The 24,687-nt window shown below is 69.0% G+C and carries 22 protein-coding genes; 11 read left to right on the forward strand and 11 right to left on the reverse strand.

All coding sequences use genetic code 11. The annotated features are described in order from the left end of the window. Positions 1-39: 39 nt before the first annotated feature. From ACFVWR_RS10105 to ACFVWR_RS10115, 3 genes are all read right to left on the reverse strand, one after another. Positions 40-1,389, reverse strand: a complete 1,350-nt coding sequence (locus ACFVWR_RS10105; RefSeq protein WP_387210785.1) for an ABC transporter substrate-binding protein — start codon at positions 1,387-1,389, stop codon at positions 40-42. 62 nt (positions 1,390-1,451) lie between these two features. Further along, positions 1,452-2,261, reverse strand: a complete 810-nt coding sequence (locus tag ACFVWR_RS10110) for a carbohydrate ABC transporter permease (protein WP_387211049.1) — start codon at positions 2,259-2,261, stop codon at positions 1,452-1,454. A 128-nt stretch (positions 2,262-2,389) separates the two neighbouring features. Then, positions 2,390-3,307, reverse strand: coding sequence for a carbohydrate ABC transporter permease (locus tag ACFVWR_RS10115; RefSeq protein WP_387210788.1), 918 nt, complete (start codon positions 3,305-3,307; stop codon positions 2,390-2,392). Positions 3,308-3,483: 176 nt separating this feature from the next. Here ACFVWR_RS10115 and ACFVWR_RS10120 point away from each other — a divergent pair, with 176 nt between their 5' ends. Further along, positions 3,484-4,536 carry a LacI family DNA-binding transcriptional regulator gene (locus ACFVWR_RS10120; protein WP_387210791.1) on the forward strand — a complete coding sequence of 351 codons (1,053 nt, stop codon included), beginning with the start codon at positions 3,484-3,486 and terminating at the stop codon, positions 4,534-4,536. An 18-nt stretch (positions 4,537-4,554) separates the two neighbouring features. Here ACFVWR_RS10120 and ACFVWR_RS10125 read toward each other — a convergent pair whose 3' ends face one another. Then, positions 4,555-6,018 (reverse strand): MFS transporter, encoded by a 1,464-nt coding sequence (locus ACFVWR_RS10125; protein ID WP_387210794.1) that lies wholly within the window; start codon positions 6,016-6,018, stop codon positions 4,555-4,557. 62 nt (positions 6,019-6,080) lie between these two features. On the opposite strand from ACFVWR_RS10125, the gene ACFVWR_RS10130 reads away from it, so the two are divergent. After that, entirely contained in the window at positions 6,081-6,701 is a 621-nt protein-coding gene (locus ACFVWR_RS10130) for a TetR/AcrR family transcriptional regulator (RefSeq protein WP_387210797.1), read from the forward strand. A gap of 113 nt (positions 6,702-6,814) precedes the next feature. Continuing rightward, a complete protein-coding gene (locus ACFVWR_RS10135; protein WP_387210800.1) occupies positions 6,815-7,810 on the forward strand; it encodes a phosphodiesterase in 996 nt (331 codons plus the stop codon). Here ACFVWR_RS10135 and ACFVWR_RS10140 read toward each other — a convergent pair. Next, entirely contained in the window at positions 7,807-9,417 is a 1,611-nt protein-coding gene (locus ACFVWR_RS10140; RefSeq protein ID WP_387210803.1) for a stealth family protein, read from the reverse strand. The two genes, ACFVWR_RS10135 and ACFVWR_RS10140, sit on opposite strands and share 4 nt — an antisense overlap. A gap of 138 nt (positions 9,418-9,555) precedes the next feature. Between ACFVWR_RS10140 and ACFVWR_RS10145 the strand changes: the two genes are divergently transcribed. Next, positions 9,556-11,475, forward strand: a complete 1,920-nt coding sequence (locus ACFVWR_RS10145; protein WP_387210806.1) for a Na+/H+ antiporter NhaA — start codon at positions 9,556-9,558, stop codon at positions 11,473-11,475. 26 nt (positions 11,476-11,501) lie between these two features. Here the strand turns inward: ACFVWR_RS10145 and ACFVWR_RS10150 are convergent, their stop codons facing one another. Next, the gene (locus tag ACFVWR_RS10150) at positions 11,502-11,657 is read right to left on the reverse strand and encodes a hypothetical protein (RefSeq protein ID WP_387210809.1); all 156 of its coding nucleotides are present in this window, start codon (positions 11,655-11,657) and stop codon (positions 11,502-11,504) included. Positions 11,658-11,788: 131 nt separating this feature from the next. Between ACFVWR_RS10150 and ACFVWR_RS10155 the strand changes: the two genes are divergently transcribed. Beyond that, entirely contained in the window at positions 11,789-12,751 is a 963-nt protein-coding gene (locus ACFVWR_RS10155) for a glycosyltransferase (RefSeq protein ID WP_387210812.1), read from the forward strand. Here the strand turns inward: ACFVWR_RS10155 and ACFVWR_RS10160 are convergent. Together ACFVWR_RS10160 and ACFVWR_RS10165 are read right to left on the reverse strand one after the other, a co-directional pair. Further along, positions 12,742-13,239 (reverse strand): DUF6328 family protein, encoded by a 498-nt coding sequence (locus ACFVWR_RS10160; protein ID WP_387210815.1) that lies wholly within the window; start codon positions 13,237-13,239, stop codon positions 12,742-12,744. The two genes, ACFVWR_RS10155 and ACFVWR_RS10160, sit on opposite strands and share 10 nt — an antisense overlap. 58 nt (positions 13,240-13,297) lie before the next feature. Further along, the gene (locus tag ACFVWR_RS10165; RefSeq protein WP_387210818.1) at positions 13,298-15,091 is read right to left on the reverse strand and encodes a glycoside hydrolase family 15 protein; all 1,794 of its coding nucleotides are present in this window, start codon (positions 15,089-15,091) and stop codon (positions 13,298-13,300) included. 97 nt (positions 15,092-15,188) lie between these two features. Between ACFVWR_RS10165 and ACFVWR_RS10170 the strand changes: the two genes are divergently transcribed. Further along, positions 15,189-15,428: a hypothetical protein gene (locus ACFVWR_RS10170; protein ID WP_387210821.1), complete on the forward strand. Its 240-nt coding sequence runs from the start codon at positions 15,189-15,191 to the stop codon at positions 15,426-15,428. Between the two features lie 70 nt (positions 15,429-15,498). On the opposite strand, the gene ACFVWR_RS10175 is transcribed toward ACFVWR_RS10170, so the two are convergent. Genes ACFVWR_RS10175 through ACFVWR_RS10185 form a run of 3 tightly spaced genes read right to left on the reverse strand, consistent with a single transcriptional unit; the run spans position 15,499 to position 17,588 of the window. Next, on the reverse strand, positions 15,499-16,080 hold the full coding sequence (locus tag ACFVWR_RS10175) for a TetR/AcrR family transcriptional regulator (protein WP_387210824.1): 582 nt from the start codon (positions 16,078-16,080) through the stop codon (positions 15,499-15,501). Further along, positions 16,077-16,526 (reverse strand): MarR family winged helix-turn-helix transcriptional regulator, encoded by a 450-nt coding sequence (locus ACFVWR_RS10180; RefSeq protein ID WP_387210827.1) that lies wholly within the window; start codon positions 16,524-16,526, stop codon positions 16,077-16,079. Before ACFVWR_RS10180 ends, ACFVWR_RS10175 begins: the two co-directional genes overlap by 4 nt. A gap of 45 nt (positions 16,527-16,571) precedes the next feature. Further along, on the reverse strand, positions 16,572-17,588 hold the full coding sequence (locus ACFVWR_RS10185; protein ID WP_387210830.1) for an SDR family NAD(P)-dependent oxidoreductase: 1,017 nt from the start codon (positions 17,586-17,588) through the stop codon (positions 16,572-16,574). A 60-nt stretch (positions 17,589-17,648) separates the two neighbouring features. Between ACFVWR_RS10185 and ACFVWR_RS10190 the strand changes: the two genes are divergently transcribed. From ACFVWR_RS10190 to ACFVWR_RS10210, 5 genes are all read left to right on the forward strand, one after another. Beyond that, positions 17,649-18,221: a TetR/AcrR family transcriptional regulator gene (locus ACFVWR_RS10190; RefSeq protein ID WP_387210833.1), complete on the forward strand. Its 573-nt coding sequence runs from the start codon at positions 17,649-17,651 to the stop codon at positions 18,219-18,221. Between the two features lie 138 nt (positions 18,222-18,359). Then, positions 18,360-18,641: a hypothetical protein gene (locus ACFVWR_RS10195; protein WP_387210836.1), complete on the forward strand. Its 282-nt coding sequence runs from the start codon at positions 18,360-18,362 to the stop codon at positions 18,639-18,641. Positions 18,642-18,748: 107 nt separating this feature from the next. After that, positions 18,749-19,561, forward strand: a complete 813-nt coding sequence (locus ACFVWR_RS10200; RefSeq protein WP_387210839.1) for a DUF1684 domain-containing protein — start codon at positions 18,749-18,751, stop codon at positions 19,559-19,561. A gap of 79 nt (positions 19,562-19,640) precedes the next feature. Beyond that, a complete protein-coding gene (locus ACFVWR_RS10205; protein WP_387210842.1) occupies positions 19,641-20,828 on the forward strand; it encodes a MalY/PatB family protein in 1,188 nt (395 codons plus the stop codon). Positions 20,829-23,196: 2,368 nt separating this feature from the next. Then, complete coding sequence (locus tag ACFVWR_RS10210) at positions 23,197-24,657, forward strand: MDR family MFS transporter (protein WP_387210845.1); 1,461 nt, start codon at positions 23,197-23,199, stop codon at positions 24,655-24,657. The last annotated feature ends 30 nt before the right edge of the window (positions 24,658-24,687 follow it).

The following is a 24,687-nucleotide window of genomic DNA, read 5'->3' on the forward strand; positions in this document are numbered from 1 at the left end:
GGCCGGAAGCGTCCGGCCGGCCACGCACGTCTCGTCGCGCTACTTGCTGGTGACGGTGAAGCCCTGCTGGTTGCCGTACTCGACGAGCGACTTCTGCCAGGCCTTGAGGCCCGTGTTCAGGTCGCTGTTGGAGGCGTATGACTGTCCGACCGAGTCGGCGAAGATGCTGTTCGCGTAGACCTGGAACGGCAGGTACTGCCATCCGGTCGACACGTCCTTGGCGCCCGCGACGAGCACCTCGTTGATCTTCTGTCCACCGAAGTACTCGGGGGCGTCGGCGAGGAACTCGGAGGAGTTCAGGTCTTTGGTGGTCGACGGGAAGCCGCCGGACTGCAGGAAGACCTTGATGCTCTTCTCGTCGTTGTTCAGCCACTTGAGGAATCCGGCCGCGAGCGCCTGGTTCTTGCTCTGCTTGAGCACCACCTGGCCGCCGCCGCCGTTCTCCGAGTTGGTGGCCGTGCCGTCGTAGGTCGGCGTCGGCGCGACGCGCCACTGACCCGAGCTCTCCTTGACCGAGGCCTCCAGGGTGCCGGGCATCCAGGCGCCGGTGATCAGCGTCGCGATGGAACCGTTGCCGAGCGCCTTGTACCACTCGTCGCTCCAGCCGGGGACGGTGGAGAGGAGCTTGCCCTCGACCAGCTTGTTCCAGGTCGCGGTCCACTTCTTGGTGCCCTCGTCCTGCAGGTTGACGCTCACCTTGGTGCCGTCGACCTGGAACGGGCGGCCGCCCGCCTGCCACATCATGCTGGTGGCGAAGCCGGAGTCGCCGGAGTCGCTCGTGATGTACGCGTTGGGGTCGGCGGCGTGCAGCTTCTCGGCCGCGGCGACATACTCGTCCCAGGTCTTCGGCACGGCGATGCCGTACTTGTCGAAGACGGTCTTGTTGTAGAACATCGCCATGGGGCCGGAGTCCTGGGGCAGTCCGACGAGCTTTCCGCCGACGTTCACCGAACCCCAGGGGCCGGCGGTGTAGTCGTCTTTGAGCTTGTCGAGACCGAACTGGCTGAGGTCGACCAGGGAGTCGGAGAGCGCGAACTGCGGGATGGCGTAGTACTCGACCTGAGCGACGTCCGGAGCGCCGGAGCCCGCCTTGATCGTGTTCTGCAGCTTGGTGTACTCGGTGGTGTTCGTGCCGGCGTTCACCAGCTTGACGTTCACCTTCGGGTACTCCTTCTCGAAGGCTGCGACCTGCGCCTCGGCGGAGGGGGTCCACGACCAGTAGGTGATGGTTCCGCCCTGTTTGAGCGCCGCGTCGATGTCAGACGCGCTGCCACCGGAGCTGCTGCCTCCGGCCGAGCAGGCGACCAGCGTCGCGCCGAGCACCGCTGTGGTGGCGATCGCGGTCGCGACCCTCCGCAGCACGCTCGAGGAGCGTGATGTGCTGTTCATGGTGTTCCTTTCACTTCTTCGGGATGAGGATGGGCAGGACGCCCGGGTGGGGTGACGAACGGTCACTGCTTGACGCTTCCGGCGCTCAGACCGGACTGCCAGTAGCGCTGCAGGAAGAGGAACGCGATGACGATCGGCACGATGGTGAGCAGCGCGCCCGTGATCACGAGGTTGTAGATCGGCTGCGCTGCGACACCGCTGGCCTGCGCGCTCCACTGGCTGAGCCCGACGGTGAGCGGATACCACTGCGGGTCGCTCAGCATGATGAGCGGCAGGAAGTAGTTGTTCCAGGTCGCGACGATCGCGAACAGCAGCACGGTGACGATGCCCGGGGTGAGCAGCCGGAGCGAGATCGTGAAGAAGGTGCGGAACTCGCTCGCGCCGTCCATCCGCGCGGCTTCCAGCAGTTCGGTCGGCACCGCATCCACCGTGTACGTCCAGATCAGGTACAGGCCGAACGGGCTGATGAGCGACGGCAGGATGACGGCCCAGGGCGTGTTGGTGAGGCCCACCTGGCTGAAGAGCAGGAACGTCGGAACGGCGAGCGCGGTGCCGGGCACAGCCACCGCGCCGAGCACGATGGCGAACACCGCGCGCTTGCCCGGGAACTTGTATTTCGCGAGGCCGTAGCCCGCGATGGTGGCGAGCAGTGTCGCCCCACCGGCGCCGACCACCACGTAGAGAAGCGTGTTGCCGAACCACTGCAGGAAGATGCCGTCGCGGTAGGTGAGCGTCTCGCCGATGTTCTTGAAGAGCGAGAACCCGTCGCCGAACCAGAGCCCGAACGAGGAGAACAGGCTGGGCTGGTCTTTGGTCGCGTTGATGAGGAGCCAGGCCAGAGGCACCAGCGAGTACACCACGAAGATCGCCATGACGATCGTGAGAACGATCGACTTGCGCTTGCGCGGGTCGCCGGAGCGGGTGCGGCGCGCGCCGCGGGCCGACTGGCGGGCCACGGTGCGCTGGCTCTCGCTCACGGGGACGGGGGCGACGGTTGCCATCAGCGGTTCTCCTGTCTGGTGCCGCGGAGTTGGACGACGTAGGCGATGACCGCGGTGATCACACCCATCACGATCGCCACGGTGGCCGCGTAGTTGAACTGCTGGCCGGCGAACGACAGGTTGTAGGCGTACATGTTCGGGGTGAAGAAGCTGGAGATCGAGTTCGGAGCGAGCGGCTTCAGCAGGTTCGGTTCGTTGAAGAGCTGGAAGCTGCCGATGATCGAGAAGATCGTCGCGATCACGATCGCGCCGCGGAGCGCGGGGATCTTGATGCTGAAGACGGTGCGGAAGGCGCCGGCTCCGTCGATCTCCGCCGCCTCGTAGAGCTCGCCGGGAATGGTGCGCAGGGCCGCGTAGAAGATGAGCATGTTGTAGCCCATGAACTCCCAGGTGACGATGTTGCCGATCGACCCGAGGATCCAGTTGGGGCTGAACGGCGCGAGGTGCGTGCCGAGCAGGCTGTTCACACTGGCGGTGAGCCCGAACTGGTCGCCGTAGATGAAGCCCCAGATCAGCGCCGCGACGACACCCGGAACGGCGTAGGGAAGGAAGATCGCGATGCGGAAGAAGCTCGAGCCGTGCACCCGGGCGCTGTCGATGGCGAGGGCGGCGATGAGCGAGAGCGCCAGCATCACGGGCACCTGCACCACCAGGAAGACGGTGACGCGCAGAAAGCCGTCCCAGAACTTCTGGTCGGTGAACACCTGGATGTAGTTCTGCAGCCCGGCGAAGACCGTGCCGCCCACGAGCTGCTCGCGGAAGAGGCTGAGGTAGATCGCGTAGACGACCGGGACGATGAACATCGCCACGAACACGATCATGAAGGGCGCCACGAAGGCCCAGCCCCGCCAGTCGCGGCGGGTGCGCCGCCGTGTGGCCGTTGGCCGCACCGCGGTGCCGGCAGACGTCGTCGTCATGAGTTGCTTTCCTTGTCGAACTGGGGAGCTGTCGAACCGGCGATGTTCACGTCAACATCGTCTCGGGTACCATAGCATGTTGACGTCAACATCCTGCAAGCCCGGCGAACGATCTGCCAGGCTGAATCGGGGATGCTGCGCTGAACGAGCCACCCGCGGACGGAGAGAACCCAGCGATGACCGAGCCGACGACCGACGCGGCGACACCGCGCACCTCGCGCGCCCGCCGAGGGCCGTCGCTCGCCGACGTCGCCGGGCACGCCGGCGTCTCGACCCAGACCGTCTCCCGTGTCGCCAACGGCCTCACCAATGTGGAGGCGGCCACGCGCGAGCGGGTGCTCGCCTCGATGCAGCAACTCGGCTACCGCCCCAACAAGGCGGCGCGCGCGCTGCGGCTCGGGCGGTTCCGCAGCATCGGCGTGATGATGTTCACCCTCTCCTCCTACGGCAACATGCGCACCCTCGACGCCATCGCGGCGGCCGCCGGTTCAGCCGGATACTCGATCACGCTCGTGCCGGTCGAGCACAAGACGCAGCGGGATGTGAGCGACGCGTTCACGCGACTCCTCGACCAGGCGGTCGACGGGATCGTCATCCTGCTCGAAGCGCACATCGTGGAGGAGGCGGATGTGGAGCTGCCTCCAGGGCTGCCCGTCGTCGTCATCGACTCCACGCCCCGCACGGACTACCCCCTGTTCGACACCGACCAGAACCAGGGTGCGAGGCTCGCGACCGAGCACCTGCTGTCGCTCGGCCACGAGACCGTCTGGCACGTCGCCGGTCCGGCCGCCTCGTACTCGGCCACCCGCCGGGAGGAATCCTGGCGGCGCACGCTGGAGGCGGCGGGGCGCCCGGTGCCCGAGGTGCTCCGCGGCGACTGGTCGACCGCATCCGGCTACGAGTTCGGCAAGCAGATCGCGGCCCGCGACGACATCACCGCCGTGTTCGCGAGCAACGACCAGATGGCGCTCGGCGTCATCCGCGCGCTCCACGAGGCCGGGCGCGACATCCCCGGCGACGTCAGCGTGGTCGGCTTCGACGACATGGCGGAGTCGGACTCGTTCTGGCCACCGCTGACCACCGTTCACCAGGACTTCGACGTGGTCGGGCGCCTCAGCCTCGAGACGCTCATCCGGGAGATCGAGTCGGGCCCGGATGCGCCCTCCACCACCGTGGTGCCGACGCGCCTCGTCACACGGAGCAGCACGGCGCCCGCCCGGGCACGCTGACCCGGCGAGCCGGCGGCCTCAGCCCGCAGCCCCAGCTCCGGCCCCAGCAGCCCGGCGGGACCGGAGCATCCCCCAGCCGACCAGCGCGCCGGCCGCGACCGTGAGCGCGAGGCCGGCGATGGTGACGGACTCGCGGAACTCGGCCGTCTGCTGGGCGCTCCAGCCCGACGACGCGATGTCGCCGGAGAAGAGCGCGGCGAGAACCGTGCCGATGACGGCGATGCCGACGGCTGTCGCCACCTCGCTGGCCGTGTCGACGAGCGCGGCTCCGATCGTCGTGCGGTTCTCCGGCAGCCCGCGCAGCACGTTCACTCCGGCCACGACGCCGACCACGCGCATCCCGGCCGCGACGAGCACCAGGGAGACCGCGACCCAGGCGTAGCCGAGGCCGCCCAGCACGGCGTAGACGGCCAGGCCGAGAACGACGGCTGCGGCACTGAGCCACGCCGCCCGCTCGAGGCCGACGCGCTGCACGAACGGATTCACGAAGGGCCCGGAGGCGATGAGCACGATCACCTGCGGCAGCATCCCGATCGCGGCGAGTGCCGGAGGCCAGCCCCAGTCGAGCTGCAGCTGCAGCGTCACCAGGTAGCCGAGCCCGGCGGTGGCCAGCCCGGCCGCCGCCTTGAAGGCCAGTCCGCTGGAGACGAGCGGGCGCGCGACGAGTTTCAGGTCGAGCAGGGGATGCCGGGCCGACCGTTCCCGGAGCACGAAGAGCGTCGCCGCCGCCACGGTGGCCGCCGTCGCCGCCCACGGAATCCACGATCCGGGGCCGTCGTCGACGAAGAGCGTCGGCGTCACCAGGGCGAAGACGATCGTGACCGTGCCGAGAACGGCGCCCGCGACATCCGTGGGCTCGCGATGCAGCTCGGCCGCGTCGTCGGCGGAGACGCCGAACCGGATGCAGACGATCGCGAGCAGCGCGATCGGCACGTTCACCAGCAGCAGCACCTGCCACGGCGCGATCGCGAGCACGAGGCCGCCGACCGTCGGCCCGATGGCCAGCCCGACCAGCCCGACGGTCGAGATGACGGTGATCGCGCGAACCCGCAGGCCGTCCTCCTCGAACAGCCGGAACGCCAGGGCCATCGACCCCGGCGTCGTCATCGCCGCGGCGACACCCATCGTCGCCCGCACCGCGATCAGCTGCTCCGGCGACGTGACGAACGCGGTCGCGAGGCTGGCCACACCCAGCAGCACGAGCCCGACGAGCATGATCCTGCGGCGGCCGAACCGGTCGGCGATCGCTCCGAAGACGAGCATGAGGCCGCCGAACACGACGGCATACGATCCCGTCACCCATTGCAGTGCGGTGGTCGAGGCGTTGAGGTCACGGCCGATGGTCGGAAGCGCGACGTTCAGGATCGAGTTGTCGAGCATCTCGAAGAGGAACACGGCGGAGAGACCCGCCAGCGCGACCCAGGCCTCCCGCAACGAGCGGTGCGAGCGCGGCACAATGGGGGTGGTCTGTTCGGCGGTCATGGCACTAGGTTAGTCGACTAAATGTAGTTGCACAATATAGTTGTGCGGAAAGTGGGATGCGCATGGCGAGAACCAGCGAGCGCGGCGGGCCCCAGACGCGCGCCAAGATCTTGGACGTCGCCAACCGGCTGTTCCTCGAGCGCGGCTACGACGCGGTCACGGTCGCCGAGGTCGCGAGGGAGGCCGGGGTGTCGAGCGTGACCGTCTTCAACCACTTCCCTCGCAAGGAAGACCTGTTCCTCGACCGGGCGGAAGACGCGGTGCAGGAGCTGCGCTCGACGATCCGCGACCGAGCCGAGGGGGTCGGTGTGCTCGACGCCCTGCGCGAGACCGCCTTCCGCCTCTTCGACGAGCGTCATCCGCTCTCCGGGGTCGACAGCAGGTCCGTCCCGTTCTTCCGCACGGTGGCAGGCTCCCCCGCCCTCGTCGCGCGGGCACGCGAGATCGCCGCCGAGCTGCAGCGCACCCTGGTCGACGAGCTCGATCGGGATCCCGCGTTCGAGCACGACCCGACCCTGCTCGCCGCCTTCTTCATCGGCGGCTACAGCGCCGTGCTGGTCGAGACCGCCGGCCGACTCATCGCCGGAGAGTCCCCCGACACGATGCCGGCCGACCACCGCCGGCGCCTGGAGAACCTCTTCGCCGCCCTCCGCCACGGCGTCCTCCCCCTCTCCGATTCCTGACACTTCTCCTCCTGACCCCGCGCCGGGATTCCTGCGAAAGCGTGCACGAGCCTGTTCCAACTCGCCGCCGCATGTCCACCTCGCGTTCAGATTCGGCTGATGGGATGTGTGTCATGAGCACGCAGGCGCAGGCCACGCGAATCGCGGAGTACCCCCGGCCGAGCCATTTCCTGGTCCACCTGAGCGACACCCACCTCATCACCGGCGACAGACTGCTCTACGACGCGGTCGACGCGGATGCCCACCTGAGGCAGATCTTCGACGAGTTCGAGGGTGCGGGCGCCCGCCCCGGAGCCTTCGTGCTCACCGGCGACCTCGCCGACAAGGGCGACCCGGCCGCATACGCCAAGCTGCGCGGCATCGTCGAGCCGGCGGCCGAACGGATGGGCGCGAAGGTCATCTGGGTCATGGGCAACCACGACAATCGCGCCGCCTTCCGCACGGAGCTCCTCGACCTCCCGCCGTCGATGTCGACCGTCGACCAGGTGCACGACATCGACGGCCTCCGCGTGATCGCGCTCGACTCCACCGTTCCCGGCGCGCACCACGGCGAGGTGACCGGCGCGCAGCTCGACTGGCTGGCGGAGGAGCTCGCCACCCCCGCCCCGCACGGCACGATCCTCGCCATGCACCACCCGCCCGTCCCGAGCGTTCTCGACCTCGCGGTCTCGGTGGAGTTGCGCGACCAGTGGTCGCTGGCAGAGGTGCTCGAAGGGTCGGATGTCCGCGGCATCATCGCGGGCCACCTCCACTACTCGACGAACGCGACGTTCGCGGGCATTCCCGTCTCGGTCGCGTCGGCGACGTGCTACACGCAGGATCTGAACGTCGCGGTGGGCGGCACGCGCGGGCAGGACGGCGCGCAGGCGTTCAACCTCGTTCACGTCTACGGCTCCACCGTGCTGCACTCGGTCGTGCCTATCGGCTCCTATCCCACGGTCGGCAAGCAGGTCACTGCCGCGGAGTCGGCGGCGCTGCTGCGCCAGTCGAACGTCATGGTGCCGCCGGCCGTGCTCGGCGCGTCGCGCTCCAGCGCGAGCCGCGAGCGCGTCGACACGATCGACGCCGAGCCGCCCACGACGCCGATCGGCGTGCTCAGCGGGGTCTAGGCCTGCTTCTCCCACGGCGCAGGGATGGGGTAGTACCGCTCCAGGAATTCCACGACGATCTGCGCCCGCTCCTCGGCGGACACCTCGGGAAAGCTCCCGTCGTTCAGGCAGAACAGGTCGAACTCGCGCTTCTGCAGCATCCCGGGCAGCGAGTTCAGCTCTTTGCGCGAGGTCGTGTCGACGTAGCGCACCTTCGCGTTCTCCTGCTGCACCGCGCGGCCCGTCATGAGCGCGAAGTAGTGGTACAGCGAGTTGGTGACCGAGATGTCGGTGCTCGACCGGAACTGGCTGCGCTGGGTGCGCGCGAAGTCGTCGGGGAACTCGTTCTCCAGCTCGAACATCACGCTGCGCCGCAGCGGAGCGGCCGTGTGTTCGAGGTGCCGCGTGATGAGCCTGTCGAATCGCTCCATGAGCAGACGCCGGTTCACGCGTGCTGCGTTCTCGAAGCCGCTGCGGCCCGGGTCACTCTCCCCCAGGCCGATGCGGGTCTGCGCCTCGATGAACTTGGTGACGCCGCCCGGTGAGAAGAACATCTTCGGCTGCACGGGACGACCGAAGAACATGTCGTCGTTCGAGTAGAGGAAGTGCTCGCTCAGGCCCTCGATGTGGTGCAGGCGGCTCTCGACGGCCTGCGAGTTGTGGGTCGGCAGTGCTTCGGGATCGCTGAAGAACTCCTCGCTGCGCACGATCTGCACCGACGGATGCTCGTCGAGCCAAGCGGGCCGCGGCGAGTCCGTCGCGATGTAGATCTTCCGCACCCACGGTGCGAACAGGTACACCGAGCGGAGCGCGTACTTGAGCTCGTCGATCTGGCGGAACCGCGCCTCGGAGTCGTCGCCCTCTCCGACGACGTAGCTCTTCATCCGCTTCGCCCGCGCGCGCTGGAACTCGACATCGGCGCCGTCGACCCAGGAGAAGACGATGTCGATGTCGAACCGCACGTCGGAGGCGTGCGGGTCGAACATCCCGCGCAGAGTGTTCCAGGTGCGGCCGTAGAGGTCGACCGTGGTGCGCACGTCCTCGCTGCGCGGCAGCAGCCGGCGGGTCAGCGAGTTCTCGACGGGGCAGTCGATGAACTCGTCGCCGAAGCGCCAGAGCTGCAGCTCGACGCCGGTGGATGCGCCATAGCTGAGGCCGCCGACCGGCTCGATGCGCGGGCGGTAGAGACGGAAGATGCGGGCCTTGCGCTTCGGGGAGAGCTCGCCCGAGTTGACCAGAACGGGGCGCGCCTTGCTGTCGATGGTCTTCGAATACATGGGTTCGTCTTCGCAGGCGTTCGCCAGCGCATCCGTGAGCTTGGCCTTGAGGCTCTGGTCGACGGCGAGCACCGGGCGTTCGTCATTGCCGCGAACGAGGAGGAACTCGATGCCGGCGGCGCTCAGCACATCGCCGACGAAAAGCAGGTCTTCGAGCAGCGCCTGATTGGGCGTGAGGGTGGTGTTGACGAGACGGGCGACACCCTTGCGCACGACCACGTCGGGTCGCCGATGGGTGTTGGGCCACGACCTGGGTACCGCGCTCGCTCCGTCAGCTGGTCCGAATTCGCCATCCGGTTCGGTGGCGGGCTCGAGCGAGACGTTGTGGGTTGCGGCGCTCCCAGTTGTCAATTGTCCCCATTCGTGGTCGTGGGCGGCCCATCTGCCGCCTCAAGAAGAGTACGACACCCGGCTGCGAATACATGCAATTCGGGGCGCGGCAGACAGGGGGGTTGACAGCCGCTAAGGTGCCAGGGTGAGGCTGACCCGATGACCACCCCTCCCGACCGATCCGGCCCTGGTTCGCGCACGGATCGCTCCCGCTCGGGCGCGACCGCCTGGGCGGGCAGTTTCGCCGGTCAGGTTGCCGGCTTCCTGCGCACCGAATCGGCCAGCTCCGGCGTGCTCGTGGCCGCGATCGTCGCGGCGCTGGTCTGGGCGAACGTCGGTGGAACCTCGTACGACAGCGTGTGGGAGGCTCCCCTTTCGTTCGACCTGAACGGCTTGGCCCTGTCGATGACCCTGCGCGAGTGGGTCAGCAGCGGCCTGATGACGTTCTTCTTCCTCGTGGTGGGCCTCGAAGCTCGGCGCGAGCTCGACCTCGGCAACCTCCGCGATCGCAAGCAGTTCGTCATCCCCTTCTTCGCGGGTCTCGTGGGCATGGCGATACCGGTTGCCATCTTCCTCATCGTGAACGCCGGCGGGCCCGGCGCTCGCGGCTGGGGCGTCGCGATGTCGACGGACACCGCCCTGGCGCTCGGGCTGCTGACACTCGTCGGGCGGAACCTGCCGGAGCGGGTGCGCGGCTTCCTCCTGACGGTGTTCATCGTCGACGACCTGGTCGCCCTGCTCGTGATCGCGGTGGTCTACAGCACGAACATCCAGTTCCTCCCGCTCGTGATCGCCGTGATCGCCTTCGCGCTCATCCCGATCATGCAGCGCTGGACGCGTCTGCCGTCGGTCTTCTACGTCGTCGCCGGCGTCGTGTGCTGGGGCGCTCTCTTCTACAGCGGCGTCGACCCCGTCGTCGCGGGTCTCGCGATCGGACTCGCAGCGCCGGCGTTCTCGCCCGGGCGCGACACGCTGGAGCGGACAAGCGGGCTGTTCCGGCAGTTCCGCGAGCAGCCCACCGCGAGGATGGCGCGCGTCGTCGGGTCCGCCGTGATCGGCGCCACGTCGCCCAACGAGCGTCTGCAAGACATCTACCACCCCTGGGCGAGCTTCGTGATCGTTCCGCTGTTCGCTCTCGCCAACGCGGGCATCCACATCGACGGCGCGTTTCTCGCAACCGCGTTCGCCGCCCCGATCACGCTCGGCATCCTCTTCGGCTACGTCATCGGAAAGCCCGTCGCCGTGCTCGGAACGTCGTGGCTGATCACGGTCGTCACCCGGGGCCGCATCCGCCCGCCCGTCGGCTGGGCGGCCGTCACCGGCAGCGGAACGATCGCCGGGGTGGGCTTCACGGTGGCTGTGCTGATCGCCGGGCTCGCCTTCACCGGCGAAGAACTCGACCAGGCGAAGGTGGGCATCCTCGCCGCCGCCATCGCCGCCTCGATCGTCACATGGCTGGTCTTCCAGGTGACCGCGCTGCTCCCGCCCGCGCTGCGCGCCCGCGCCATCCTCGGCGAGCCCGATGAACTGCTCGATCTCGCCGTTCCTGTCGACCCTGCCCGTGACCACGTGCGCGGCCCGAGCAACGCCTCGGTGACCGTCGTGGAGTACGGCGACTTCCAGTGTCCGTACTGCGGTCGGGCGGAGCCTGCGGTGCGCGAGCTGATCACAGACGTCGACCTGCGCTTCGTCTGGCGGCACCTCCCGATCACCGAGGTGCACCCGCACGCCCAGCAGGCGGCGGAGGCGTCGGAGTCCGCTGCCGCACAGGGTGCGTTCTGGGAGCTGCACGACCTGATGCTCAGCCGGCAGAACAATCTCAGCCTCACTGAGCTCGCCGGGTATGCGGACGAGCTGGGCATCGACGGGCGCAGGCTGCGCAGCGAGGTCACCGCCGACGTCTACACCGAACGGGTCAGCGAAGATCTGGCCTCGGCCGACCTCAGCGGTGCGTCGGGCACGCCGACATTCTTCATCAACGGGATGCGGCACTACGGCGCCTACGACATCGCCTCACTGCAAGCGGCCGTGGCCGAAGCTCGCGACCGGGCGGTGGCCGGCCCCAACCGGCGCGGCTGAGCCGGGCGCCGGTCAGGCGTCGCAGGTCAGGCGTCGCCCGGGCGATGCGTGGGGCAGACCGAGTCGTAGCGGATGCGCGATTCGAGGTGCTGCACAGCTCCGTGCTCGGGCACCGGTGCGGCGTCCGTCGCGGTCGCGTCCTCCGGCTGGGCCGAGTCGGTCGCGGGTTGCTGGTCGATCATGGCACGGACGCTACGCGTCGCAGAGAAGTCAGGCAATGGGGTTCACAGCGGCCCGCGAAGCTGCAGTAACCCGGCAGTCGAGGCTTGTCGACCCCTCGCCGCGCGCCACGCATCCGCCTATCGTCGCCGCTGTGACAAGCAGACTCGACATCCTGGTCTGGCAGGTGCACGGCGGCTGGCTCGACTCGTTCGCTCGCGGCCCCCACGCCTACCTGTTGCCCGTCGACGACGAGGGGAACGGCGGCAGGGGCGGGCGCGAGTGGCCGAACGCGGTCGACGTGCCCGCGAGGGAGCTGTCGCAGCGATCGGTGGATGTGGTGGTGCTGCAGCGCCTGGAGGAGCTGGCGCTCACCGAGCGCCTGCTCGGCAGGCGGCCGGGCATCGACGTGCCCGCCGTCTTCGTTGAGCACAACACGCCGCAGACGGACGTGCCGAACTCACGGCATCCGCTGGCCGACCAGACCGACATCCCGATCGCGCACGTGACCCACTTCAACGCGCTCTTCTGGGACACCGGCATCGCACCGACGCACGTCATCGAGCACGGGGTCGTCGATCACGGCTCCTTCTTCACGGGCGAGCTCGCCCGCGGCGCCGCCGTGATCAACGAGCCGGTGCGCCGCTGGCGCTCGACCGGGAGCGACCTGCTCGGCGGCTTCTCCCGGGTCGCGCCCATCGACGTGTTCGGCATGAAGGCGGAGGGGCTCGCCGAGCGGCTCGGTGTGCCGGACGACCGGGTGGTGGCCGCCGGTGATCTGGCCGTTCCCCGGCTGCTCGCCGAGATCGGGCGGCGCCGTGCGTATGTTCATCCGAACCGCTGGACCTCCCTCGGGCTCTCTCTGCTCGAGGCGATGACGGCCGGGCTGCCGGCCATCGCGCTGGACTCGACGGATGCCCGCCGTGCCGTCGTGCCCGGCACCGGCACGATCTCGACCGACGTACGCGACCTGCACACGGCTCTCCTGCAGCTCGTCGACGACCCCGGCCGGGCTCGCGAGCAGGGCGCGATGGCGCGCGAGTGGGCACTGGAGAAGTTCGGACTCGGCCGGTTTCTCGCCGAGTGGGACGCCCTGCTCGCCCAGGCTCAGGACTGAGCGCGCCGCCGCGGTCGCACAGCGAGCGGCAGCACGATCCACAGCGCGAGCGCCAGCACGAAGACCACCGAACCGGCGATGATGCCCGCGGGCGCCGGAAGCAGGAAGTCGAAGATGAAGGTCACGATGCCGGTGAAGAGCAGCGAACTCAGCGCGAGACAGACGATCAGGATGACGTTGGCCGTTCGCACCAGCTGCTCTTTCGCCCCCTGGCGGAACAGCAGGCGGTGCAGGCTCACCGACGACAGGGCCAGCAGCGTGAGAACCGCGGCGAGCACGACCAGCACCAGGTACACGGTGAGATCCACCGGGCTGAGCTCCTCGAACCGCTGCTGAAACGGCAGGGTCAGCAAGAAGCCCGCCAAGATCTGGGTTCCGGTCTGCAACACCCGGAACTCCTGCAGCAGCTCGCTCCAGTTGCGATCGCTGCGCTCGTTCGCGGTCTCTTCACGGCCATCGCCGGGGTTCACGTCGGGATACTCGGGCACGAACGAACCGTACGCCGGGAACCGCCCGGCGGCCAAGAGGGTGCGGCCGTGAATCCTCTCAGCGCGTGAGCTGCTCGATGGTGATCGCCGAGTTGATGAGCGCGAGATGCGTGAGCGCCTGGGGCAGGTTGCCCCAGAACGTCTCACCGTCTTCCGCGATCATCTCGGCGTAGAGACCCACGTCGTTTCCCAGGGCGACGAGCTCGTCCATCAGTCGCGTCGCCTCCTCCGTGCGCCCGACGCACGCGAGCGCCGATGCCAGCCAGAACGAGCAGGCGACGAACGGATGCTCGACCGCTTCCATCCCCGAATACCGGTAGAGCAGCGGGCCACGCCCGAGCCCCGCCACGAGCGCGTCGATGGTGGAGGCCATCCGCCGGCCGCGATCGAACCCGCTCGGAGCGTGCAGGAGCACGGAGGTGTCGAGGTCGCTCGATCCCGGGCGCATGACGTAGGCGCCGAGCTCCTCGTTCCAGCAGTGCTCCTCGATCCACTCCCTAACCCGTTCGCGCTCCGAGCGCCAGCGGTCGACGCTGCCGGCGATCTGGCCGGCCTCGGCGAGATGGACGGCCGAGTCGAGCGCCTGCCAGCACCCCATCTTCGACGAGGTGTGATGGCGCGGCTCACTGAGCTCCCACATCCCCGCGTCGGGGTTGCGCCACAGGTCGCAGGCGCTGTCGGCCACGAGCGAGAGCATGCGCCCCGTCTCGACGTCGAGCACGTTTCCCTCGTCGACGTAGGTTCGGGCGAGCGAGAGCAGATCGCCGAAGACACCCAGCTGCAGCTGATCCTGCGCGGGGTTGCCGCAGACGACGGGGCCGATGCCGTTCCAGCCCGGAACCGCGTACTCGGTCGTGCCGGTCGGCACCGAACCGTCGAGGCCGTAGAAGACGCGGAGGCCCGGGCCGTTCGCCTTGATAGTGCGCAGCAGCCAGGAGAAGGCGGCGTGCGTCTCCTCGCGAAGCCCGAAGCGCACCAGCGCGCGCACAGAGTACGCCGCATCCCGCACCCAGGCGAACCGGTAGTCCCAGTTCTTGCCGCCACCCTCGGCCTCCGGCAGCGAGGTCGTCGCCGCCGCGGCGATGGCGCCGCTCGGAGCGTATGTCAGCAGCTTGAGGGCCAGCGCGCTGCGCTGCACGGCGGGCGCCCACGGACCGTCGTAGGAGAACTCCCGCGACCACGAGCGCCAGTTCGCGATGGTGCGGTCGATGCCCTGCTCGACCTTCTCGGCTCGCGGCAGGTGCAACGGCTCCCCCTCCGTCGCCACCACGACGAGCGTGTGCCGGGAACCGGGGCCGGTCGAGAAGCCGCCTCGCAGCGTGTCGTCGTCCGCCTGGCGGGAGCGCGTGCGACTGGGGTGGTGGTCGAGGCCCGTGACGCCGATCGTCACCGATCCGTCGCGGATGACCGCATCCCCGCCCACGTGCTGGATCCAGGGGGATGCGGTGCCGAGCGCCGTTCCCGGTCGCACGGCCCAGCGCATCCGCACCGCGCCGTCGACTCCTTCGATCCGCCGGGCCAGCTCGGCCCACGGCAGCCGTCCGGCGATGCCGGTGACCAGCGCATCCGTCACCTTCACGGAGCCGGATGCCGTGGTGAAGGTCGTCTCGAGCACGTTCGTGCCGCGCACGTATCGTCGTTTGGTCTCGAACGGATCCCGCGGTGCGAGTTCGATTCGGCCGCCGGCCTCGGCGTCGATCAGGTGGGCGAACACGGGAACGGCGTCGAGGTCGGGGACGGGCAGCCAGTCGACGCTCCCGTCGCGGCCGATGAGGGCGACGGTGCGCCCGTCTCCGATCGCCGCGTAGTCGCGCAGCGGAGGGGAGCCGTCTCGGGTGCGCGCAGCAGTCATCCAGGCAGACGGTACCCCGCGCGGCCTCCCCGTCAAGCCGGGGCCGCCGATGTCAATCCCCTGGCCTCGCACCCGGCGGCGGGGTTCCATGGTGAACATGAGCAACACCACGGCCCACCGCTACACCCGATTCGGGCTCGAGATCGTCGAGATCTCGGCGACCGAATGGCGGGTGAGCGACGCGCAGGCCTCCGAGCACGACGCCCTCGCTCTGCTCGGCTTCGTCCAGCAGGTGCGGAACACCTACGAGGTGACCGAAATCGGCCGCCCCGGCATGCGCCTCCGGTTCTCGACCTTCGACGAAGCCCTTCAGCACCTGCAGGCCCACCCCCGCTAGCCGCCGAGTTGCCAGTCGTTGCAACTTTTCGGCCCGAAAAGTTGCGCATACTGGCACCTCGAGGCGGCCGCTACCGACCGGCGAGGTCGTGCATGACCATCACTGCGGCGAAGAGCCAGTCGTCGTCCTCGTCGATGCGCGGGTCGAGGGGCGCGTCCAACGCGCAGGTCATCGCCGACAGCACGAGCGAGGTGGCCAGGCGCGCGCGTTCCGGACTGGTGCGTTGCCGGCACAGCTCGACCAGCTGGCGGCGCAGATCGGTGATCAGGACGGTGAACTCGGGCACGAGCTCGGGGCGGAGGGCGAGCAGTTCGCGGATGGCGCGGCGCTCGTCGTCGCCGCGCGTGATCGAGGCCGTCACATCCGTGACCAGGTGGCACAGGTCGCGCACCAGGTTCGTCTCGCCGGCGGTCGCGAGGAAGGCGTCCCGTAGGTCGGCCGAGATCTCGACCGTGTGGGTGCCGAGGATGGCCGAGAACTTCGACGGGAAATAGTTGAAGAACGTGCGGCTGGAGACCACGGCTTCCGAGCAGATCGCGTCCACCGAGGTCTGCGTGACACCGTTCTCGGCGACGAGTCGCAGCGCCGCCTCGTGGATCGCCGCTCTGGTTTCGAGCTTCTTGCGCTCGCGAAGGCCGGTCGGGCTGCTCATGACTCCCGCCTCCGGCCGGTGAACTTGTCGAGGAGCGCGGCGAAGGTCACGACCTCCTCTTCGTCCCACTCGTCGAAGGTCGCCCCGAAGCGGGCACGGTTTGAGGCGCGGATGGCCTCGAACCGCGCGCCGGCTTCGGCGGTCGGCGCGTAGAGGTCGGCACGGCGGTCGTCGGGATCGGGCTGCGCCGTGACGTAGCCGGCCTCCTTCAACGCCCGCAGCTGCCGGCTCACCGAACTCTTGTCCATGCCCGTCGCGGCGATGATCGTGGCCGGCGCGACCGGCGCCTTGGCGTAGATCACGCCCATGATCGCGTACGCGGAGGGCTGCAGGTCGGGCGCGAACGCCTGGGCGCTCTCTGTCACCGACGTTCGCACCGACCGGATGAAGCGCCCGATGGCATCTTCGATCGAACCGACGGCGTCACGGCGTGCTTCGGATTCCACGACCACCAGCGTAATCCCGCCGCGCGCGTCGTCTGCGGCGTCGGTCTACTGCACCGACCAGCCGCCATCCGACGCCAGAACGGCGCCGTTGATGTTGACGCCGTCGTCGCTCAGTAGAAAAGTGATGGAAGCGGCGAGCTGTTCGGCGGTCGCCAGCGTCGGGATCATGCCCTGGAAAGGGGCGAGCCGCGCCGAGCCGTCTTCGGAGACGTGGGCGGGCATCGGGATGCCCGTCGCTACGCCCCCCGGAGCCACCGCGTTCACCCGGATGCCCTGCGGCCCGTACATGAACGCCGCGCTGCGGGTCAGCCCGATCACGCCGTGCTTCGACACCGTGTATGCGTTGCCCGAGGCGTTGCCGCGGATCCCAGCCTCCGAGGCGATGTTGACGATCGAGCCTGTGCCTGCGGCGAGCATGGCAGGCAGAACCGCGCGGGTCAGCTTGAAGCCGCCCGTGAGGTTGATCGCGATCACCCTGTCCCAGACCGCATCCGACGTCTCGTGCGCGGGCGAGAAGTCGTCGTTGACGCCGGCCACGTTCGCCAGGGCGTCGATGCGCTCGCCGGCCTCCGCCACGATTTTGTCGATGTCCTCCTGCTTGGTGATGTCGCCGACGACGGGCACCACGGAGCCGCCGGCCACGGAGGCGGCGAGGTCGTTCAGCTTGTCGGCCGAGATGTCGACCGCGATCACCCGTCCTCCTTCGCGCGCGATGCGGGATGCGGTGGCGCGGCCGATACCCGACGCGGCGCCGGTGACGATCACCGTTCGCCCCTCGAAGCGGCCGTGGGTGATGCGCTCCTTCCACGTGGTGGAGTCGTCGTCGACGGCCGGGGCCACGCCTCCGTTGACCCGCAGAACGAGGTCGTCGACCACCGACTGGGGCATCGCGCCCTGGCTGATGGCGACCAGCTGCTGCAGCGGAAGGCCGAGAACCGGCGCGAGCGTGGCCTCGTCGGCGCCGCTGGCGCTCAGCAGCTCGCGGATGATCGGGCCGCCCTCCGGGTGCTGCAGCCAGGTTGCGATGGTGCTGTCGGCGGTGAGGGGCTTGGGGTCTGTCATGGCGCTTCCTTCGGATTGTACGACCTACCGGACAACACTGTCCGGTTGTACGCTACACCAGTGCCATCCCCGACGAAAGCGAACCTCGGGCCCAGCGCGGGCCCGGCGAACCGGCGCGCGCTGATCGCCGCCGCGCGCGAGGTCTTCTCAGAATCGGGCTTCCAAGCGCCGCTCAGCGCGGTCGCACGCCGCGCCGGAGTCGGTCAGGGCAGCCTCTACCGCCATTTCCCGGACAGGATCTCGCTCGCCGTCGCCGTCTTCGACGACAACATCGCCGAGCTCGAGGCCATCCTGGACCGCGACGATTCGACCCTCAGCGATCTCTTCGACCTGATCACGACTCAAGCCATCGGCTCCCCGGCGCTGATCGACATGCTCGTGTCGAACCGCGACGACCACCGTGCCGAGCACCTCAGCACGCGCCTGAGCGCAGTCGTCGATGCCATCCTCGAACGGGACAAGGCCGCGTCCAGGATCGACCAGGCGGTCGAGACGGACGACGTCGTGCTCGCGATCACGATGCTCACCATCGCCCTGTCGAAATCACCGCCGGCGGAACGCGAGGCGACCGCCACCCGCGGTCGCGCCATCTTCCGCGCGGCATTCGCCTACCAGCGCGCGTCGCGCCCCTGACCGCCCACAGCGCCGACCGCGATCCGTCTGCACGAGAATCCGCGACACGCCAAGCTTCATGGCGCCGCGTGACGTGACGTGACACAGGCCGTCATCTTGCTGGCAGGCCGGCCGCGCCGGTCGGTAGAACAGTTGGCTATGTCGCGCATCTACACAAGCAAGTTCAGCCCGGGCCGAGCGCGTTGGGAGCTCGTCGTCGGTCCGGAGGGCGATGTCTACGCGTTTCCGCTCTCGCTGGCGATCGCGCAGCGGCAGGTGCTCGACGGACATCGCCGCTACCTCGTCGGCCGGGTGACCAAGTCGGAGGGTGTGTGGACGGCGACGAGCCCATCCGGCCTCGTGTTCGGCAGCCGGTTTCCGAGCCTGACCGCGGCCGTCGAGGTCGTCGCCGACGAGGTCGACCTGGCGCCGGTGGCCTGACCGCCGCGCACAGATCGGGCAACCGAGAGTTACGCACTGTGTCAGCGTTACGTCGCGTGTCGTGCGCCCTATACCCGACCGCGACCGCGGGGGCTACGGTCCCGGGCATGACAATCGCAGCGGCAGACCCGCAGACCTCGCCCGGCGCCTTCGAGACCGAATGGGCCTCCTGGCACGAACGCCACGAATCGGCCCGCGCGAGCGAGCACGGCTTCCTCGCCGTCACCGGACTGCACTGGCTGACGGCCATCCCCGAGCGGTTCGACGACGTTCCGGGCGCCTGGTCCACCGGCGACGCCGGCCCGGTGGTCGACTTGGCCGACGGCGAGACCCTCACCGTCGACGGCGCCACCGTCACCGGCCGTGTCGGGTTCGGGCCGATCGCCGAGCGCGGCGGTCGCACCGCATCCTTCGGCGACGCCGTGGTCGAGGTCGCGAAGCGGGGAGGCCACGACATCATCCGCCCGCGACACCCGGAGCACCCCCTGCGCACCGCCTACCGCGGAACACTCACCTACGCACCGGACGCTCGCTGGGCCGTGACCGGGAGGTACGTGCCGTTCGCCGAACCGCGCGAAGTGACCGTCGACGCCGCGGTCGAAGGGCTTCAGCACGTGTACGAGGCGCCGGGGGCGGTCGCCTTCGAGCTCGACGGCGAACCTCTGCGGCTCACCGTGTTCAACGGACAGACGCCGGGCAGCCTGTTCGCCCTCTTCACCGATGCGACCAGCGGCGTCACCACATACGCCGCCAACCGCTCGCTCGCGATCGACGCTCCGGATGCCGACGGCCGGGTCGTCATCGACTTCAACCGGGCGGTCAACCTGCCCTGCGCATACACGGAGTTCGCCACCTGTCCGCTGCCACCGGCCGAGAACCGCTTGCCCGTCGCGATCGAAGCCGGAGAGCGCACCCCGTGAGCCGTCGCCGCGCCGGCGTTTGTTTCAGTTTTCGACAGGGCGGGTGGCGGTCGCGGGCGCTCGGCCGGACACTTGTGCCATGAGTGGCATCACCGCGCGACCCCTCGCCGACCTGCGCGCCCGCAGGACCAGCATCAAGTGGCACCGCTTCCCCGCGGACGTGCTCCCGATGTCGGTGGCCGAGATGGATTTCGAGATCGCGCCCGCCGTCGCTCAGACAGCGATCGACCACCTCCTTCGGTCCGACACCGGCTATCTCGACGCGCCCGGCCCGCTCGCCACCGCTTTCGCCGATTTCGCCTCCGAGGCCTGGGGCTGGTCGGTCGACGAGTCCCGCGTGCACCTGGCGACGGATGTCACGGTCGGCGTTCTGGAGACCCTCCGGCTCGCGCTCCCCGCTCTCGGCGGGCGCGTCGTGCTGACCCCTCCGGTCTACGCCCCGTTCTACGAGATGGTCGGGGAGGCGCACGCCGAAGCCGTCGACGTTCCGCTGCTCGCCGACGCCGGCTGGTCGCTCGACCTCCGGGGCATCGAGCGGGCGTTCGCCTCGGGCGTCGACGCCGTCCTGCTGTGCAACCCGCACAATCCGACGGGCCGCTCCCACAGCCGCGAGAGCCTGGCCGAGCTGGCCCGCCTGGCCGCACAGTACGACGTGCTGGTCGTGAGCGACGAGGTGCACGCGCCGCTCGCGCATCCGGGGTCGCCCTTCACGCCGTTCGCCGTGGCGTGTACCGGCGCGGGGGCCAGGTCGGTGACCGTGACCTCCGCGAGCAAAGGATGGAACCTCGCCGCCCTCAAGTGCGCCGTCGCCGTCGCGAACGACGCAGACAGCGCCGCACTGCTCACCCGCTTTCCCGAAGAGCTCGCCGCCCGCACGAGCATCATCGGACTCCACGCCAACGTCGCCGCGTACTCCTCCCAGCCGTGGCTGCAGCAGACCGTCGAGCGCATCACCGCGAACCTCCGGCTGCTGCAGAGCGAGCTGAGCGCCCACGTCCCCGGGGTGACCGTGATCGAGCCCGACGCCGGCTACCTCGTCTGGCTCGACCTCCGAGCCCTCGGCCTCGGCGACGACCCCGCGGCCGAACTGCTCGCCCGGGGTCGCATCGCCCTCAACTCAGGCCCCACGTTCGGCCAGGGCGGACACGGATTCGCCCGCATGAACATCGCCTGCGACCCGGCGACCATCGTCGAGGCCGTGCGCCGTATCGCCTCCGTCACCTCGATCACCCCGGTCACCTCCGCGCCCACGCTCGCTCGGCTCTGATTCTGCCGCGCCCCTGCTCGCCGCCCGGGTGAGGGTGAAGAGCCGTTTGGTCGCCCGGGTGCGCGCCACGTAGAGGTCCTGGAGACCGGCCTCGCCGGCCGACTCGATGCCCTCGGGGTCGACGATGATGACGGTGTCGAATTCCAGGCCACGAGCGTCAGGCGCGGCGATGATCGCTGCTTCCGTCGCGTCGAGCTCGGCTTCCAGCTCGGCGATGCTGTGCGCCGCAGCGATCACACCGATCAGGTCACCGGGATGCGCCTGCCTGGCCTGGGCGATCAGCTCGCCGACCGCCGCGGCGATGCCGTCTCCGTCGACCGGGACATTCACAGGGGGTTCACCGTGACGGATGGAGCGAGAGGCCCGCTGCTCGGGAGCGATGCGCGCCAGCAGGGGCGCCGTCGACTGCAGGATCTCCGCTGTGGTGCGGTAGTTGATCGTGAGCGTGTGGTGGAGGAACCGATCACCGACGAAAGGCTCCAGCGCATCCGCCCAGCTTCGGATGCTCGTGGTGGGGCCCGCTTGGGCGAGGTCTCCCACGACGGTCATCGAGCGTTGGGGACAGCGGCGCATGAGCATGCGCCACTGCATCGCTGACAGCTGCTGGGCCTCGTCGACGACGATGTGCCCGTATACGGTCTCGGGCGCTCCATCCACAAGGGCGCGTGCCTCATCCAGCAGGGCCAGATCGGCGCTGCTCCATCCTGTCGGCTCGAGTTCCACGATGCGCGCCAGGTCGTCCTCCGACAGGCCGGGAAGCGCGCCGGCGAGCGCGACCCGATCGGCGAGAAGCCCCTGAACGACGTCCTCGGCGCGAAGCCGTGGCCACACGCGCGACACAGTGCGATCGATGCCCGGATCGTCGAGGAGCTCTTCACGGATGCGGTCCCAGTCGATGTCGAGCCCGTCCGCCGACGTGTCCGCATCGTTCGAGGCGCCGCTTCCAGGGCCTCCCCCGAACATGCGATCCAGGTCGATGCCGGCGACCTCTTTCAGTTCGGCTTCGAACTCCGAGAGCTCTCGCGCGGTCTGCCGCTCCAGCTCGGTGACCACCTCATCGACGATGTGTTCGAGGAAGAACTCTCGGGCGCGGTTGTGTCCGCGGTCGCCCTGCAGCGCGCTGCGCCGCGCAGCGTCGACCCGCCCGGAATCGAGAACCACCGTTCCGTGACCCGTCGGCACGTCGAGCGGGACCCCGTGCGGCTCCCGAGCCCGAACCCAGCGCACGAGAGCCTCGGCGAACTGCGCCCGCCCCTTCAGGCGCGCCACCCGATCCGAATCCGGCTTCGTCGCATCCTGGCCGATCAGCTCGGGGAGCGTCGCCAGCTGCACGTCGTTCTCTCCGAGCGAGGGCAGCACCTCCGAGATGTAGGCGAGAAACCGTCGGTTCGGACCGAACACCAAGACGCCCCGGTCGGCGATGGCGGAGAGCGCGTAGAGCACATACGCCGCCCGGTGCAGCGCGACGATCGTCTTGCCCGTGCCCGGGCCGCCATCCACCACCATGATTCCGCGATGCTCCGACCTGACGATCTCGTCCTGCTCCCTCTGCAGCGTCGCGGCCGCCTCTCGCATGCGACCCGTGCGCGCACCCGTCAGGGCAGACAGAAGCCGGTCGTCGCCGACCACGTCGTCGGCGGTGGGCGTGGCCCCGCCCAGCAGCTCGTCGCTGATATCGACGATCGTGCGACGGTCGACGCTCAGGTGGCGACGGCGGCGCACCCCCGACGGTGCCGCCATGGTCGCCGAGTAGAACGGCCGTGCAGCCTCCGCCCGCCAATCCACAAGCAAGATCTCACCCGCGTCGGTGCGCAGCCCCAGGCGGCCGATGTGCAGCGATTGCCCCGGCTTCACGCCGTCGATCCGCCCGAAGCACAGTGACCGGTCGGCGGAACGGAGCCTGCGCACCGTGTCGGTCAGCCGCGCGACTTCGAGGTCCCTGGCCGTGAGATCCCCCGGCCCGTCGACCGGCGCGGCCATCGCCCGAGCGTGAGCGGAGACCGCGTCGCTCAGGTCGGCCTCGAGACGCGCGTACATCTCGTCCAGAGATCGCTGTTCCTCTGCGATCTGTTCTGCCCTGCGTGCACCATCGATCAACGGCATCCCCTCCCGGTCCGGCCTCAACTATGCAGGTCGGATGCGGCAAGAACAACGTTGACTTCGGGGGAGTTTTTTGGCCTCGTGTACGACGGGGTCAGAGCTGCGGTGCTGGCGGGTGCTGCACGTGGGACTTTCCCGCCATGTTAAAGATATAGCAGGTGGGGGGCCTTGTGGCAAGACCCCCCTGGCGGTGCAGAATTGCCGACGTTGTCTCGAACGAACCAAGTTCGGGGCTCTATTCACCGACACAGTGACGCTAGGAGAGCGCTTGTCAGATACCGGATCCACGGTCAACACGTCGTCCACAACACTCACCGATCACTCGGCCCGCAACCGGCTGGTGATCTCACTTCTGCTGGTCTCCGCCTTCGTGGTGATCCTCAACGAGACCATCATGAACGTCGCGCTCCCCGAGCTCATGAAAGACCTCGGCATCGCGCCGAGCGTCGGCCAGTGGCTCACCACGGCGTTCATGCTCACGATGGCGGTCGTCATCCCGATCACCGGTTTTCTACTGCAGCGGCTGAACACGCGCACCGTCTTCATCACGGCGATGGGCCTGTTCAGCCTGGGCACCGCGATCTCGGCCGCCGCGCCGGGCTTCGGCATGCTGGTCACGGGCCGCGTCGTGCAAGCGAGCGGCACCGCGATCATGATGCCGTTGCTGATGACGACCGTCATGACCCTCGTCCCCGCGTCGTCGCGCGGTAAGACGATGGGCAACATCTCGATCGTCATGTCCGTCGCGCCGGCGATCGGGCCGACCGTCGCAGGCGCGATCCTCACCTTCGCGGGCTGGCGCTGGATGTTCCTGCTGGTGCTGCCCATCGCGCTGGGGGCGCTGCTGCTCGGCGCCGCGCGCATCCCCAATGTGACGGAGCCGAAGAAGGTGCCGATCGACGCCCTCTCCGTCGTGCTGTCTGCGATCGCGTTCTCGGGGCTGATCTACGGTTTCAGCAGCATCGCCGAGGCGGCACAGGGACACCAGGGTCTGCCGGTCTGGGTGCCGCTCTCGGCCGGCGCGGTCGCCCTCGTCGGGTTCGTCTGGCGGCAACTCGTCCTCCAGCGCGCCGACCGTGCCCTGCTCGATCTGCGGGTGTTCCGCACCCGCAACTTCACGGTGACGACCCTCATGATGGCTGTCGCGATGGCCTCCATGTTCGGCACGCTCATCCTGTTGCCGCTGTACATGCAGACCGTCCTCCGGCTGGAGCCGCTCGCGACCGGGCTGGTGCTCCTGCCCGGCAGCTTGCTGATGGGACTCATGGGGCCGATCGTCGGCCGCATCTACGACAAGCGCGGGCCGACGCCGCTCATCATCCCCGGCACGGTGCTGGTCAGCGCCATGCTCTGGATGCTGACCACGGTCGACCACACGACCCCGGTGGCCGTGCTGGTTCTCTTGCATGTCGGGCTCTCGCTCGGATTGTCGCTCACGTTCACGCCGTTGTTCACCGCCGGGCTCGGTTCGCTGCCCCCGGCGTTGTACTCGCACGGTTCGGCCGTGATCGGCACGAACCAGCAGCTCTCCGGAGCGATCGGAACAGCCCTCTTCATCACCGTGCTCTCAACGGTGGGAGCGCACGTCGCCGGCGACGGCGGCTCGGCGGCGCAAGGGGTCGAGGCGGGCGTGCGCGCCGCGTTCCAGACGGGTGCGGTCATCTCGGTGCTGCTGGTCGTCGGAGCGTTCTTCGTGCGCCGGTCGACGGAGCCGGAGACCGTGTCGTAGCGGGCGACGCGTGACGCCTAGCGCGCGTTC

It is taken from the genome of Leifsonia sp. NPDC058292 (assembly GCF_042880955.1).
Lineage (GTDB): Bacteria > Actinomycetota > Actinomycetes > Actinomycetales > Microbacteriaceae > Leifsonia.

What these genes read in the sequence shown, in the direction of transcription:
- ACFVWR_RS10105 (WP_387210785.1), bottom strand. Translation starts at nt 1,389, where the DNA reads ATGAACAGCACATCACGCTCCTCGAGCGTGCTGCGGAGGGTCGCGACC.
- ACFVWR_RS10110 (WP_387211049.1), bottom strand. Translation starts at nt 2,261, where the DNA reads ATGGCGATCTTCGTGGTGTACTCGCTGGTGCCTCTGGCCTGGCTCCTC.
- ACFVWR_RS10115 (WP_387210788.1), bottom strand. Translation starts at nt 3,307, where the DNA reads ATGACGACGACGTCTGCCGGCACCGCGGTGCGGCCAACGGCCACACGG.
- ACFVWR_RS10120 (WP_387210791.1), top strand. Translation starts at nt 3,484, where the DNA reads ATGACCGAGCCGACGACCGACGCGGCGACACCGCGCACCTCGCGCGCC.
- ACFVWR_RS10125 (WP_387210794.1), bottom strand. Translation starts at nt 6,018, where the DNA reads ATGACCGCCGAACAGACCACCCCCATTGTGCCGCGCTCGCACCGCTCG.
- ACFVWR_RS10130 (WP_387210797.1), top strand. Translation starts at nt 6,081, where the DNA reads ATGGCGAGAACCAGCGAGCGCGGCGGGCCCCAGACGCGCGCCAAGATC.
- ACFVWR_RS10135 (WP_387210800.1), top strand. Translation starts at nt 6,815, where the DNA reads ATGAGCACGCAGGCGCAGGCCACGCGAATCGCGGAGTACCCCCGGCCG.
- ACFVWR_RS10145 (WP_387210806.1), top strand. Translation starts at nt 9,556, where the DNA reads ATGACCACCCCTCCCGACCGATCCGGCCCTGGTTCGCGCACGGATCGC.
- ACFVWR_RS10150 (WP_387210809.1), bottom strand. Translation starts at nt 11,657, where the DNA reads ATGATCGACCAGCAACCCGCGACCGACTCGGCCCAGCCGGAGGACGCG.
- ACFVWR_RS10165 (WP_387210818.1), bottom strand. Translation starts at nt 15,091, where the DNA reads ATGACTGCTGCGCGCACCCGAGACGGCTCCCCTCCGCTGCGCGACTAC.
- ACFVWR_RS10170 (WP_387210821.1), top strand. Translation starts at nt 15,189, where the DNA reads ATGAGCAACACCACGGCCCACCGCTACACCCGATTCGGGCTCGAGATC.
- ACFVWR_RS10175 (WP_387210824.1), bottom strand. Translation starts at nt 16,080, where the DNA reads ATGAGCAGCCCGACCGGCCTTCGCGAGCGCAAGAAGCTCGAAACCAGA.
- ACFVWR_RS10185 (WP_387210830.1), bottom strand. Translation starts at nt 17,588, where the DNA reads ATGACAGACCCCAAGCCCCTCACCGCCGACAGCACCATCGCAACCTGG.
- ACFVWR_RS10195 (WP_387210836.1), top strand. Translation starts at nt 18,360, where the DNA reads ATGTCGCGCATCTACACAAGCAAGTTCAGCCCGGGCCGAGCGCGTTGG.
- ACFVWR_RS10200 (WP_387210839.1), top strand. Translation starts at nt 18,749, where the DNA reads ATGACAATCGCAGCGGCAGACCCGCAGACCTCGCCCGGCGCCTTCGAG.
- ACFVWR_RS10205 (WP_387210842.1), top strand. Translation starts at nt 19,641, where the DNA reads ATGAGTGGCATCACCGCGCGACCCCTCGCCGACCTGCGCGCCCGCAGG.